The sequence below is a fragment of the Streptomyces nogalater genome, assembly GCF_039532885.1.
Classification (GTDB): domain Bacteria; phylum Actinomycetota; class Actinomycetes; order Streptomycetales; family Streptomycetaceae; genus Streptomyces; species Streptomyces nogalater.
In genome coordinates this window covers 132047-144629 of record NZ_BAAASM010000028.1, presented here as the reverse complement: position 1 = coordinate 144629, position 12583 = coordinate 132047, and the positions used below count along the sequence as shown (strand labels likewise).

Genomic DNA, 12583 nt, shown 5'->3' with positions numbered 1-12583 from the left:
CTGGGCGTCAGTCAACGACACACCCAGACCAACGATCCGATGATCTGAAAGAAACGGCCTAGGCGCTCCGCCGGGAACCGCGCGGACGGCCGCGGCGTCCTCGCGGGTCGCGCGGTTCCCGGGGCGCTGGTCAGCCGCCGGTCCGGGGCAGCACCCCGATGATCCGGCGCACTTCGCCGGCCATCGCCTCCCGGCCCACGCCGAGGTAGGCGCGGGAGTCGACGGCCTCGGGGCGGGCGGCTAGGAAATCCCTGATCGCGCCGGTCATGGCCGCGTTGAGCGCGGTGCCCACATTGACCTTGGCGATGCCGTTGCCGACCGCCTCGACCAGTCCCTCGTCCGGCACGCCGCTGGAGCCGTGCAGGACGAGCGGCACGCTCAGCGCGGCGGACAGCCGGGTGAGCAGGGCGTGGTCGAGGACGGCGGTGCGGCTGGTCATGGCGTGCGCGCTGCCGACGGCGACGGCCAGGGCGTCGACGCCGGTGGAGGCGACGAAGTCCCGCGCCCGGTCCGGGTCGGTGCGGGCGCCGGGTGCGTGGGCGTCCAGCGGGGGCCGGCCGTCCTTGCCGCCGATCTGCCCCAACTCGGCCTCGATCCACAGCCCTTGGGCGTGCGCCCAGTCGGCGGCGGCCCGGGTCGCGGCGAGGTTGTCGGCGTAGGGCAGGCGGGCCGCGTCGTACATGACCGAGCCGAACCCGGCATCGGGCGCCTGGCGGAGCAGATCGTCGCTCTGCACGTGGTCCAGGTGCAACCCGACGGGTACGGCGGCCCGTTCGGCGGCGGTGACGGCGGCACGGGCCAGCGGCAGCAGCCGCCCGTAGCGGAACTTGACGGCGTTCTCGCTGACTTGGAGGACGACGGGCGAGCCGGCCGACTCGGCGCCGGCGATGACGGCCTCGATGTGTTCCAGGGTGATGACGTTGAACGCGGCGACGGCGGCGCGGGCCGCTGCGGCCCGGGTGACCAGCTCACCGGTGGGCACGAGGGGCACGGGGGTGTGTCCTTCCTGAGCGGGGCCGGCGGGTCAGGGGGCGAGGATGACCGAGCGGGTCAGGTGGCGCGGCCGGTCGGGGTCGAGTCCCCGGGCGGCGGCGACCGCGACCGCGAGCCGCTGGACGCGGACGAGTTCGGCGAGCGGGTCCCCTTCGGCCTCGATCCACAGCCCGCCGGTGGCGCGGACCTGCGCGGCCAGCCCGTCGGGTGCCGTGCCGAGCATCCAGGTGGCGGTGCCTTCGGTGGTCACGCTGATCGGGCCGTGCCGGTACTCCATCGCCGGGTAGGCCTCGGTCCAGGACAAGGAGGCCTCGCGCATCTTCAGCCCGGCCTCGTTGGCGAGACCGACCGTCCAGCCGCGCCCGAGGAAGGTGAACTGGCGGCATTCCGGGAGCCCTTCGGGCAGGGGTGCGGCCAGGGCGGTGCGCGCGTCGGTCACGACGGCGTCGGTGTGCAGGCCGAGGTGGGCGCGCAGCAGGGTGAACGCGGTGGTGGCGAACCGGGTCTGGACGACGGAGCGTTCGTCGGCGAAGTCCAGGACCACGAGGTCGTCCGCGGTGGCCACGACCGGGGTGTCCGGGTCGGCGGTGACCGCGGTGGTGCGGGTCCGGCCGGCCAACCGGCCGAGCAGTTCCAGTACTTCGGTGGTGGTGCCGGACCGGGTGAGGGCGACGACCCGGTCGTAGGACCGCCCGTGCGGGAACTCGGAGGCGGCGAACGCGTCCGTCTCGCCCTGCCCCGCGCCCTCGCGCAGCGCGGCCACCGCCTGGGCCATGAAGTACGAGGTCCCGCACCCGACGACGGCGACCCGCTCGCCCGCCCGCGGCAGCGCCTCCCGGTGCCCCGCCGCCTGTTCGGCCGCCCGTATCCAGCACTCCGGCTGGCTGTTCAGCTCGTTCTCGACATGGGTCATGGCCCACACCCTCCCCTTGCTGATTGTTCTTGCAAGGTATAGCGATATTTCGAGCACAATCAAGCATTCGGCCGCGAAGTCGGGTGCGCTAGGGTCGCCGGGAGATCGTCCGGAGAAAGAAGACGGAGGGCGCGGATGTCCCGGGACGCCCGCTGGAAGGCGCTGCTGGAACTGCTCGTCGAGCGCGGCCGGCTGGAGGTCGAGGAGGCGGCGGCCGAGCTGGCGGTGTCGGCGGCGACGATCCGCCGGGACTTCGACCAGCTCGCCGAGCAGCAGATGCTCGTGCGCACCCGGGGCGGAGCGGTGGTGCACGGGGTGTCGTACGAACTCCCGTTGCGCTACAAGACGGCCCGGCGCGCCTCGGAGAAGCAGCGCATCGCCAAGGCGGTGGCCGAACTCGTCGCCCCGGGCGAGGCGGTGGGGCTGACCGGCGGCACGACCACCACGGAGGTGGCCCGCGCGCTGGCCGTACGCGGCGACCTCACCACCGGTTCGCCGGCGCTGACCGTCGTCACCAACGCGCTCAACATCGCCAACGAGCTTGCCGTGCGCCCCCAGTTCAAGATCGTGGTGACGGGCGGGGTGGCGCGCGCGCAGTCGTACGAACTCATCGGTCCGCTCGCGGACGGGGTGCTGGGCCAGATCACCCTGGACATCGCCGTGCTCGGTGTCGTCGGTTTCGATGTCGCGCACGGGGCGGCGGCCCACGACGAGGCGGAGGCCGCCATCAACCGCCTGCTGTGCGAGCGCGCCGAGCGGGTCGTGGTCGCCGCCGACTCCAGCAAACTGGGCCGCCGCGCGTTCGCCCGGATCTGCGGCACCGAGCTGGTGGACACGCTCGTGACGGACACGGCGGTGGGGCAGGAGACGGTACGGCGGTTCGAGGAGGCGGGCGTACGAGTGCTGGCGGTGTGAGGCACGGGGCACCGCCCGGCCCGCCGCACCCGCCCCGGTCCGGAAACCGCCCGGGCCGCCGAGGCCGCTCCGGCCAGGACCGTACCGCTGACGTCTCCACGGCCGCGCCCCGCATCGGCCGGGGCACCGCTTCGGCTGGGGCGCCGCATCGGCCGGGGCGCCATTCGCCCCGGCTGCCAATGCCCGGTCGTGCCCCCGCCTGCCCGGATGCCGGAACAGCCGTGCACTCCTCCCGCCACGCATGGGCTGGGGCGCCGCATCGGCCGCGGCGCCATTCGCCCCGGCTGCCGGTGCCCGGCCGCGCCCCCGCCCGCCCGGATGCCGGAACAGCCGTGCACCCCGCCCGCCCCACATCGGATGGGGCGCTGTTTCGGCTGGGCGCTGTTCGCCCCGACTGCCAGAACAGCCGTGCACTCCCCCCGCCACGCATCGGCCGGGGCACCGCATCGGCTGGGGCGCCGCATCGGCTGGGGCGCCGCTTCGGCCTGGGCGCCGTTCACCCCGACTGCCGGTGCCCGGCCGTGCCCCCGCCCACCGCCCCTGCCGCCGGAACAACCGTGCACCCCGCCCGCCCGGATACCGGAACAGCCGTGCCCCACCGGCCCCAGACACCCCACCGGAACAGCCCCGAGCCGACCGCCTCAGATGCCGCTGAGGTCGGCTTTCACGAACCCCGCGCCACGCTGGTCGTTGCAGCCCGACGGCGGCCGTCCGACCGGGTCCGGCCATGTCTGCGGGGCCTGGAGCGCCACGCTCACCAGCGTCAGCAGCAGGTCGACGTCGCTCGCGGCGTCCAGGCGCAGCGTCACCCACGGCGAGCCGCGCACGATCCTGATCGCACCCGAGTCCTTGAGGTCCTTGGCGAACCGCCGGACGGCCCGGTCGGTGAGCAGCAGATCGACATCCCGCTCGGAGTGGAAGTGGACGATCTCACCCTGGGCGGAACTCACCGCCTGTCCCAGGCCGCAGCTCGGCACGGTCTGTCTCAGATCCGGCCAGGTCGCCAGTTGCGCGAGCGCGCGCGAGGCCAACGTCATGGGCCCATCATGGCGCGCTCACCCGTCCGCAACCAGCTCGTGAGCGAGCATTAACCGACCCGTATCCACCGCGTGTTCACTCATCCGCACACCCGTTCAGTCGGCGAATATGCCCGTGTCCCCTCGCAGTTGTCCCGCCCCACGTCCCCCCGGAAGGGGAAAGCGCAGGCAGGCCGGTGGGTCGGAACCGCCGCCCCGTTCCCGCGCCCCGGGCACGCGCGCGATCCGTGCTCACCGAGCGGGCGAGACCACCGGGGAGCCGGGAACCCCGATCGGGCGAATCCTCGGATACCAGTTCGTCAGCACCGCACCCGGAGGACCCCCGACTGACGGCCGACCGCGCCGGAACCGGTCCGAAGTTCTCTTGCCCCCTCCCGGCACCACCCGTACGCTGGATTTTGTGCCGATAGTAAACAAAACCCGGGATCACAGTGTCGTGCCGGGCCGGAGCCTCACGGCACTGCGCGCCGCGATCACCGCCTTCTTCGCCCTGGACGGCTTCATCTTCGCGGGGTGGGTCGTCCGCATCCCCGACATCAAGCACCAGACGCACGCTTCCTCCGGCGCCCTCGGGCTCGCCCTGCTGGGCGTGTCCGCCGGGGCCGTGCTCACCATGACCCTGACCGGGCGGCTGTGCCGTCGCTACGGCAGCCATCCGGTGACCGTGGTCTGCATGGTGGTGCTCGCGCTCAGCGTGGCACTGCCCCCGCTCACCCACTCGGCGCCGGCGCTGGGCGCCGTACTGCTGCTGTTCGGCGCGGGCTACGGCGGGGTCAACGTGGCCTTCAACACCGCCGCCGTCGATCTGGTCGCCGCCCTGCGCAGGCCGGTCATGCCGAGTTTCCACGCGGCCTTCAGCCTGGGCGGGATGGTCGGCGCGGGCCTCGGCGGACTGGTCGCCGGCGCCCTCTCCCCCACCCGTCACCTGCTGGGCCTCACCGTCGTCGGGCTGCTCGTCACGGCCGTCGCCGGACGCACCCTGCTGCGGTGCGAGCCGCCGGCGCCGCCCGAGCGCACACCGGCGCGGACGGCGGAGGCGGGCGGCAAGAGCCGGCGCGGGGTCGTGGTCGTCTTCGGGCTCGTCGCGATGTGCACGGCGTACGGGGAGGGGGCGATGGCCGACTGGGGCGCGCTCCACCTCCAGCAGGACCTAGCGGCCTCCGCCGGCATGGCGGCGGCCGGGTACGCGTGTTTCGCGCTCGCCATGACCATCGGCCGGCTCACCGGGACGACGCTGCTGGCCCGGCTCGGGCGGGCCCGGACCGTGATCGCCGGCGGTACCGTCGCGGCGGCCGGCATGCTGCTCGGCGCCCTCGCGCCCTCGGTGTGGGCGGCGTTGGCCGGTTTCGCGGTGACCGGGCTCGGGCTCGCCAACCTGTTCCCGGTCGCCGTGGACCAGGCGGGTGCGCTGGCCGGCGCGTCCGGCGTCGCCGTCGCCTCCACCCTGGGCTACGGCGGCATGCTCCTCGGGCCGCCGGCGATCGGGTTCATGGCCGACTGGTTCTCCCTGCCCACCGCGCTCACCAGCGTGGCCGCGCTGGCCGCGGTCGCCACCGTCCTCGGCCTGGCGGCGCGGCACGCCTTCACGGACACCGCTTCGCCAGGCCGACGAAGTCGGTGACGAGGCCCCGGGCTCGCCCCCGCGACTCGTCCGCGGATTCCACGCCTCAAGCCGATTACGTGCGCCGAGTGGCCGGTACGGCCGGAATGCACCAGCACCGTAAGGGAGTTGGGGGGTGCAGCGCGATCGGTGATCGTCGTGTCCTCACCCGCGCTGCCACCGGAAGGTGTTCCCATGACCCGCCGGTGCCCGCCGATCAACCCGCCACGCCGGACGTGGTCTCGGGTGGCCGTCTGGCCCTCGGCGTCGGCACCGGCCGGAATCCCGACGAGTGCGCGGCCGTCGGCGTGCCCGCCGGGGAACGCGGTGCGCGTACCGACGACCGTCTCGGCGCCGCCACCGAGGCCCGTGAAGCCGGCGCCCCGCCGGCTTCGGCGGGCCGTCACCCGGCTGCGCGGCACGCACCTGAGCGGGCTCCCTGTGCGGGTCGACGGCGTCGGCGAGCCGTTCCGGTGGGCGCCGTTCCGTGGTGCGCGCAGTCGGCCGACGCGACCTCGGCCCTCCTGTCCCACGTTCGGGTGTTTTGGCCCCGTCGCCCGGGTGAGCCGACGCGGCCATGAGCATCGTCGCCTCATGACCATGCGAAAGAGACCCGGCCTGAGACTGGCCGCAGTGTTGGGAACGACCCTGCTCGCCGGCGCCTTCGCGAGCCCCTTGGCGAGCGCGAGCGCACGTGCCGCCTCCACCTCCGCCCCCGCTTCCGCCGCGCCCTCGGCCGCCGCGGTCCGCGCCTGTGAGACCGGCGGGCCGCACACGGACTTCAAGGGCACGAACATCAACATGCGCAGCACACCGGGCGGCAACTACGTCGGCACCGCGAATCAGGGCGACTGCGCGTACTGGTACCAGACCGACTCCGGCCCCCGCGTCCAGTGTCCCAACGGCACCGGCACGACCGCCTGGCACCTCGTACAGAACAAGCGCACGGGGGTGGTCGGCTATGTCTCGGCCTGCTATCTCTGACGACCGGCCGACTCGGTCGCAGGTCGCCGGCTTCCTCGAAGACCTGGACCGCGAGGGCCGGTTGCTGGCGGCGGCCGCCGCTGCCGCGGGACCCGGCGCCGACGTGCCTCCGTGCCCGGGGTGGCGCGTGCGCGATCTGGTACGGCACATCGGCGCCGTACACCGCTGGGCCGCCACCCTCGTCGCCCGCCGGGCTGCCACGCCCCCGCCGCTCGACGACCCGCCGGAGCCGGCCGACGAGGAACTGGTGAGCTGGTACCGGGACAGCCACCGCCTGGTGGTGGACACCCTGGCCGCCGCCCCCGCCGACCTGGACTGCTGGACCTTCCACACCGCACCCAGTCCGTCGCCGCTGGCGTTCTGGGCCCGCCGGCAGGCGCACGAGACGGCCGTCCACCGTTACGACGCCGAAAGAGCGCGCGGCGGGGAACCCTCCCCGATCGAGCGGGACTTCGCGGTGGACGGCATCGACGAACTGCTGCGCGGCTTCCACACCCGCGACCGCAGCCGCCTGCGCAGCGAGCGGCCGCGCGTGGTGCGGGTGCGCGCGGTGGACGCGGGACCGGACGCCGTGTGGACCGTACGGCTCACGGACCGGCCGGCGGTGGCCGTGCGCGCGGTCGAGGGCGAGGCGGACGCCGAACTGTCGGGGCCGGCGGACCAGTTGTACCTGGCGCTGTGGAACCGGACGGATGTTCCGCGGGTGACCGGCGACCCGGCGCTCGCGGCCCTGTGGCGGGAGCGGTCCGGGATCTGAGCTCCGGCCAGTCGATGGGGGTCGAGGACCGGCCAGCCGACGTGGAGCCGAAGACCGGTCAGCCGGTGTGGGCCAGCATCCGGGACAGCACCTCGCGTTGCACGGGCCGCACCTCACCGTGCAGTGCGCGCCCCCTGTCCGTCAGGGAGACCCGTACCGCGCGCCGGTCCTCGGGGCACATGCCCCGCTCCACGAGGCCGTCCTTCTCCAGCCGGGCGATCAGCCGGGAGAGCGCGCTCTGACTCAGGTGCACCCGGTCGGCGATCTCCTGCACCCGGTAGGCACAGCCGCCGTCCGGGGCCGCGCCCTCGGCCAGCAGGTCCAGCACCTCGAAGTCGCTCGCGCACAGCCCGTGCCCGTGCAGCGCCCGGTCCAGCTCGCACTGGGTGCGGGCGTGCAGCGTCAGGATCTCCCGCCACTGCTCCACGAGCCCTTGCTCGGCATTCTCCGCCGCCATGCCCGCACCGTAGCAGAAAACGAGGTTTGTTGCACTGTAATTAAATGACCTTGCATTTGATGCGTGTGCATGTAATCTCGTCGCCATGATTTCTCCGCTCACCACCTCCGCGGCCCCGTCCCCGGCCGCGGCGCGCTGGACTCCCCGGCTGTGGGGCACCTTGCTGGTGCTGTGCGCCGCGATGTTCCTGGACGCGCTGGACGTGTCGATGGTCGGCGTCGCACTGCCGTCCATAGGCTCGGACCTCCACCTGCCCACGTCGACCCTCCAGTGGATCGTCAGCGGCTACATCCTGGGCTACGGCGGCCTGCTCCTCCTCGGCGGCCGGACCGCCGACCTGCTCGGGCGGCGCCAGGTGTTCCTGGTGGCGCTCGCCGTCTTCGCCCTGGCCTCGCTGCTCGGCGGGCTCGTGGACTCGGGTCCGCTGCTGATCGCGAGCCGTTTCATCAAGGGCCTCAGCGCGGCCTTCACGGCACCGGCCGGCCTGTCGATCATCACCACCACGTTCCCGCAGGGCCCGCTGCGCAACCGGGCCCTGTCGATCTACACCACCTGCGCCGCCACCGGCTACTCCCTGGGCCTCGTCTTCTCCGGCCTGCTCACGGAGGCCAGCTGGCGGTTCACGATGCTGCTGCCGGCGCCGGTCGCGCTGATCGCCCTGCTCGTGGGCATGAAGCTGCTGCCGCGCAGCGAGCGGGAACGCGGCCACGGCGGCTACGACGTCCCGGGCGCCGTCCTCGGCACCGCCTCGATGCTGCTGCTGGTCTTCACCGTCGTCCAGGCGCCCGAGGCCGGATGGGCGTCGGCTCGCACGATCCTGTCCTTCGTCGCCGTGGCCGTCATGCTGATCGTGTTCGTCCTCGTCGAGCGGCGCAGCCCCAGTCCGCTGATCCGGCTCGGGGTGCTGCGCTCCGGCTCCCAGGTGCGGGCCCAGCTCGGCGCGCTGACCTTCGTCGGCAGCTACACGGGCTTCCAGTTCCTGGTCACGCTGTATATGCAGCAGGTGCTGGGCTGGTCCGCCCTGCACACGGCGCTGGCGTTCCTCCCGGCGGGTGCCCTGGTGGCGCTCTCGGCGACCAAGGTCGGCACGGTCATCGACCGGTTCGGCACGGGACGGCTGATCGTGCTGGGCTTCGTGATGATGACGGCCGGGTACGCGCTGTTCCTGCGCATCGACCTCCACCCGGCCTACGCGTCCGTGATCCTGCCGACCATGCTGCTGGTCGGCGCGGGCTTCGCCCTGTCCTACCCCTCCCTCAGCGTCCAGGCCACCAACGGCGTGGACGACGACGAGCAGGGCATGGTCTCGGGTCTGCTGAACACCTCGGTGCAGGTGGGCGGCGCGATCTTCCTGGCCGTGGCGACGGCGGTGGTCACCGCGCACGCTCCCGAGAAGGCCACCCCGCAGGCCGTTCTGGACAGCTACCGGCCCGGACTCGTCGTGGTCACGATCGTCGCCGTCGTGGGACTGCTGCTGTCGCTCAGCGGACTGCGCCGGTCCCGGCCGGGACACTCCGTCGTGGTCGCCGGGTCCACCGTGAAGGCGGCGGACGCCGACCGGGTTCCGGTCCGCCACTAGGGGGACCGCCTCCAAGGTGCGCCCGGCGGGGGTTCGTTGCCCGCCGGGCGCACTGCTGCGAAGCTGACGGCATGGACGCACACGGGGGCCGCCGCATCCAGGCGGAGCGGGACGCGGCGACGGTCGAGACCGGTTACGCACTGGTCAGCGCCGCGTTCGCGGCGGCCGTGCTGTTCGGGGCCGTGGCCGGGCCCGCGCTGCTCTTCGACCTGCCCGGCCTGCTGTCCACGGTGCTGTTCCGGCTGGGCCTGGCCCTCGCGCCGCTCGTGTTCATGGCCCGGGTGGTGAGCGTTCTGACGCGTTTCCGGTGGCCGCCCCAGCCCGGTCGTCCGGACCGGCCCGGCCCCGACTCGTAGGACGGCACGCCGAGTCGGGCCCGGTCCCGGGCACCCTGCCTCACCATCGTCCGGCTGATGTGCGTCTTGACGCGCCCGCCCCGAAGCCACATCAGGCCCGAAGGCGTGCCCAGCCCGAAGAAGGCACACCCGTCTGGGCGCGCCCTCGAACCGGACGGCACGCTCGACCGGACGGCGTGCCCGGGGTGCCGCGCGGTGGACCGGTGCCGTCGCCGGCCCGCCGTGCCCCGTCAGGAACCGACCGGTTCCTCCGCGGCGGGCTCCGCCACAGGCGCGGGCCGGCGGTCGAGCGCGGTCAGGGCGCGCTGGGCGATCGGGCGGGAGCGGACGATCTCGGCCAGGGAGGTGGCACCCTGGGTGATGTCCCGGAACGCCCGCCACGCCGGCCGGAAGCCGGTGAGCGCCGCGTGGAACAGGCCCGGGCGCCGCTCGAACACGGTCAGCAGCCGCTTGCCGACGCTCATCTCCACGCCGAGCCCCGCCTTGATCGCGAACGCGTAGTTCAGGGCCTGGCGCCGGGTGTCCACCGCGTCGTGCGCCTCGGCGATGCGCACCGCCCACTCCCCCGCCAGCCGGCCCGAACGCAGCGCGAAGGAGATGCCCTCGCGGGTCCAGGGCTCCAGCAGTCCGGCCGCGTCGCCGCAGACCAGCACCCGGCCCCGGGACAGCGGCGAGTCGTCGGCACGGCAGCGGGTCAGGTGCCCGGAGGAGAGGGACGGCTCGAACCCGGCGAGACCCAGCCGGGCGATGAAGTCCTCCAGGTACCGCTTGGTGGCGGCTCCCTCACCGCGCGCGGAGATCACACCGACGGTCAGCGTGTCGCCCTTCGGGAACACCCAGCCGTAACTGCCCGGCAGCGGCCCCCAGTCGATGAGGACCCGTCCCTTCCAGTCCTCGGCGACGGTCTCCGGCACCGGGATCTCCGCCTCCAGGCCGAGGTCGACCTGGTCGAGCTTCACGCCGACGTGGGCTCCTATCCGGCTGGCGCTGCCGTCGGCGCCGACGACCGCGCGGGCCAGCACCGTCTCCCCGCCCTGGAGGACGACGGCGACCGTGCGCCGGTCCGGCACCGCCGAGCCGTGCTGTTCGACCCGCTGGACCGTGACGCCCGTCCGCAGCTCGGCGCCCGCCTTCTGGGCGTGCTCGACCAGCTGCTGGTCGAACTCGGCTCGGTTGATCAGGCCGAACAGCATCTGCTTGGAGCGGCGGGTGCGGGTGAAGCGGCCGTTGTGGGAGAACGTGACGGCGTGCACCCGGTCCCTGAAGGGCAGTTCGAAGCCGGGCGGCAGCGCGTCGCGCGAGGGCCCGATGATGCCGCCGCCGCACGTCTTGTAGCGCGGGAGCTCGGCCTTCTCCAGCAACAGCACACGCCGTCCCGTGACCGCCGCCGCGTAGGCGGCCGAGGCGCCCGCCGGGCCCGCGCCCACCACGACGACGTCCCACACCCGCTGCACGTCGTCCGCTGAAGAGTTCTCGCCGCTCACGATGGTCTACCGCTCCGCTCAAGCCGCTGCCAAGTGTCTGTCGCATCCTACGGCGGCCGTCGGCGCGATCCGCTGTGGGAGGATCGTTGTACTCACCCCGTACAACGTCGCACCCACGAGGAGCGTGCCCATGCCGTCGAATCCGCTCGCCGAGACCGTCGCCTCGTTGCTGCCCCGTGCGAAGACGGAGCTGGCCGAACTGGTCGCCTTCAGGTCGGTGGCGGACTTCTCGCAGTTCCCCAGGAGCGAGAGCGAGGCCGCCGCGGGCTGGGTCGCCGACGCGCTGCGGGCGGAGGGATTCACGGACGTGGCCCTGCTGGACACCCCGGACGGCACGCAGTCGGTGTACGGCTTCCTGCCGGGCCCGGAGGGTGCGAAAACGGTCCTGCTCTACGCGCACTACGACGTGCAGCCCCCGCTGGACGAGGCCGGCTGGTCCACCCCGCCGTTCGAGCTGACCGAGCGCGACGGCCGCTGGTACGGCCGCGGGACCGCCGACTGCAAGGGCGGCTTCATCATGCACCTGCTCGCCCTGCGCGCCCTGAAGGCGAACGGCGGGGTCCCGGTGCACGTCAAGGTGATCGTGGAGGGTTCGGAGGAGCAGGGCACGGGCGGCCTGGAGCGGTACGCCGAGCAGCACCCCGAGCTGCTGGCGGCGGACACCATCGTCATCGGCGACGCGGGCAACTTCCGGGTCGGCCTGCCGACCGTGACCACCACCCTGCGCGGGATGACCCTGGTCCGGGTGAGCGTCGACACCCTGGCCGGCAATCTGCACTCGGGCCAGTTCGGGGGCGCCGCCCCGGACGCGCTGGCCGCGCTGATCCGGGCGCTGGACTCGCTGCGCGCCGAGGACGGCTCCACCACCGTCGACGGCCTGGACACCACGGCGCGGTGGGACGGCCTGGAGTACGCCGAGGAGCAGTTCCGCGCGGATGCCAAGGTGCTGGACGGCGTGGAGCTGATCGGTGCGGGTTCGGTCGCCGACCGTATCTGGGCCCGTCCGGCGGTCACCGTCCTCGGCATCGACTGCCCGCCGGTCGTCGGCGCCACCCCGTCGGTGCAGGCGAGCGCCCGCGCCCTGATCAGCCTGCGGGTGCCGCCGGGCACGGACGCGGCAGAGGCCGCCAAGCTGCTCCAGGCGCACATAGAGGCGCACACCCCCTGGGGCGCCCGGGTCACCACCGAGCAGATCGGCCAGGGGCAGCCGTTCCGCGCCGACACCTCCAGCCCCGCCTACCAGGCGATGGCCGAGGCGATGGCGGTGGCCTACCCCGGCGAGACCATGAGTTACGCCGGTCAGGGCGGCTCCATCCCGCTGTGCAACACCCTCGCCGGGCTGTACCCGCGGGCGGAGATCCTGCTCATCGGGCTGAGCGAGCCGGAGGCGCAGATCCACGCGGTCAACGAGAGCGTGTCCCCCGAGGAGTTGGAGCGGCTGTCCGTCGCCGAGGCACTGTTCCTGCGCAATTACGCGGCGGGCTGACCTCTTCTGCCCACGGCAGAGG

Annotated in this window: 12 protein-coding genes and 1 pseudogene; 7 read left to right on the top strand and 6 right to left on the bottom strand. The window is 73.5% G+C overall.

What is annotated here, in order from left to right:
- Positions 1 to 130: 130 nt before the first annotated feature.
- Together ABD350_RS19455 and ABD350_RS19450 are read right to left on the bottom strand one after the other, a co-directional pair.
- Positions 131 to 991, bottom strand: a complete 861-nt coding sequence (locus ABD350_RS19455) for a class II fructose-bisphosphate aldolase (RefSeq protein WP_344349445.1) — start codon at positions 989 to 991, stop codon at positions 131 to 133.
- Positions 992 to 1024: 33 nt separating this feature from the next.
- On the bottom strand, positions 1025 to 1906 hold the full coding sequence (locus ABD350_RS19450; protein ID WP_344349444.1) for an SIS domain-containing protein: 882 nt from the start codon (positions 1904 to 1906) through the stop codon (positions 1025 to 1027).
- Between the two features lie 135 nt (positions 1907 to 2041).
- Here ABD350_RS19450 and ABD350_RS19445 point away from each other — a divergent pair, with 135 nt between their 5' ends.
- Entirely contained in the window at positions 2042 to 2821 is a 780-nt protein-coding gene (locus tag ABD350_RS19445; RefSeq protein ID WP_344349443.1) for a DeoR/GlpR family DNA-binding transcription regulator, read from the top strand.
- A gap of 641 nt (positions 2822 to 3462) precedes the next feature.
- Here ABD350_RS19445 and ABD350_RS19440 read toward each other — a convergent pair.
- Positions 3463 to 3858, bottom strand: coding sequence for a luciferase domain-containing protein (locus ABD350_RS19440; protein ID WP_344349442.1), 396 nt, complete (start codon positions 3856 to 3858; stop codon positions 3463 to 3465).
- A gap of 436 nt (positions 3859 to 4294) precedes the next feature.
- On the opposite strand from ABD350_RS19440, the gene ABD350_RS19435 reads away from it, so the two are divergent.
- From ABD350_RS19435 to ABD350_RS19425, 3 genes are all read left to right on the top strand, one after another.
- Positions 4295 to 5479: an MFS transporter gene (locus tag ABD350_RS19435; RefSeq protein WP_344349441.1), complete on the top strand. Its 1185-nt coding sequence runs from the start codon at positions 4295 to 4297 to the stop codon at positions 5477 to 5479.
- Positions 5480 to 6091: 612 nt separating this feature from the next.
- Positions 6092 to 6442: a hypothetical protein gene (locus tag ABD350_RS19430; protein ID WP_344349440.1), complete on the top strand. Its 351-nt coding sequence runs from the start codon at positions 6092 to 6094 to the stop codon at positions 6440 to 6442.
- Positions 6420 to 7199, top strand: a complete 780-nt coding sequence (locus ABD350_RS19425) for a maleylpyruvate isomerase family mycothiol-dependent enzyme (RefSeq protein WP_344349439.1) — start codon at positions 6420 to 6422, stop codon at positions 7197 to 7199. Before ABD350_RS19430 ends, ABD350_RS19425 begins: the two co-directional genes overlap by 23 nt.
- A 58-nt stretch (positions 7200 to 7257) precedes the next feature.
- Here ABD350_RS19425 and ABD350_RS19420 read toward each other — a convergent pair whose 3' ends face one another.
- Positions 7258 to 7656, bottom strand: a complete 399-nt coding sequence (locus ABD350_RS19420; RefSeq protein ID WP_344349438.1) for a MarR family winged helix-turn-helix transcriptional regulator — start codon at positions 7654 to 7656, stop codon at positions 7258 to 7260.
- Positions 7657 to 7741: 85 nt separating this feature from the next.
- Here ABD350_RS19420 and ABD350_RS19415 point away from each other — a divergent pair, with 85 nt between their 5' ends.
- Together ABD350_RS19415 and ABD350_RS19410 are read left to right on the top strand one after the other, a co-directional pair.
- Complete coding sequence (locus tag ABD350_RS19415; protein WP_344349437.1) at positions 7742 to 9235, top strand: MFS transporter; 1494 nt, start codon at positions 7742 to 7744, stop codon at positions 9233 to 9235.
- A 71-nt stretch (positions 9236 to 9306) separates the two neighbouring features.
- A complete protein-coding gene (locus ABD350_RS19410; RefSeq protein WP_344349436.1) occupies positions 9307 to 9591 on the top strand; it encodes a DUF6332 family protein in 285 nt (94 codons plus the stop codon).
- Here ABD350_RS19410 and ABD350_RS37970 read toward each other — a convergent pair.
- Together ABD350_RS37970 and ABD350_RS19405 are read right to left on the bottom strand one after the other, a co-directional pair.
- A pseudogene (locus ABD350_RS37970) lies at positions 9546 to 9659 on the bottom strand (DNA-binding response regulator); the annotation flags it as partial. The gene ABD350_RS19410 and the pseudogene ABD350_RS37970 sit on opposite strands and share 46 nt — an antisense overlap.
- Positions 9660 to 9821: 162 nt before the next feature.
- Positions 9822 to 11075, bottom strand: coding sequence for a geranylgeranyl reductase family protein (locus ABD350_RS19405; protein ID WP_344349435.1), 1254 nt, complete (start codon positions 11073 to 11075; stop codon positions 9822 to 9824).
- A 130-nt stretch (positions 11076 to 11205) separates the two neighbouring features.
- On the opposite strand from ABD350_RS19405, the gene ABD350_RS19400 reads away from it, so the two are divergent.
- The gene (locus ABD350_RS19400) at positions 11206 to 12561 is read left to right on the top strand and encodes a dipeptidase (protein WP_344349433.1); all 1356 of its coding nucleotides are present in this window, start codon (positions 11206 to 11208) and stop codon (positions 12559 to 12561) included.
- The last annotated feature ends 22 nt before the right edge of the window (positions 12562 to 12583 follow it).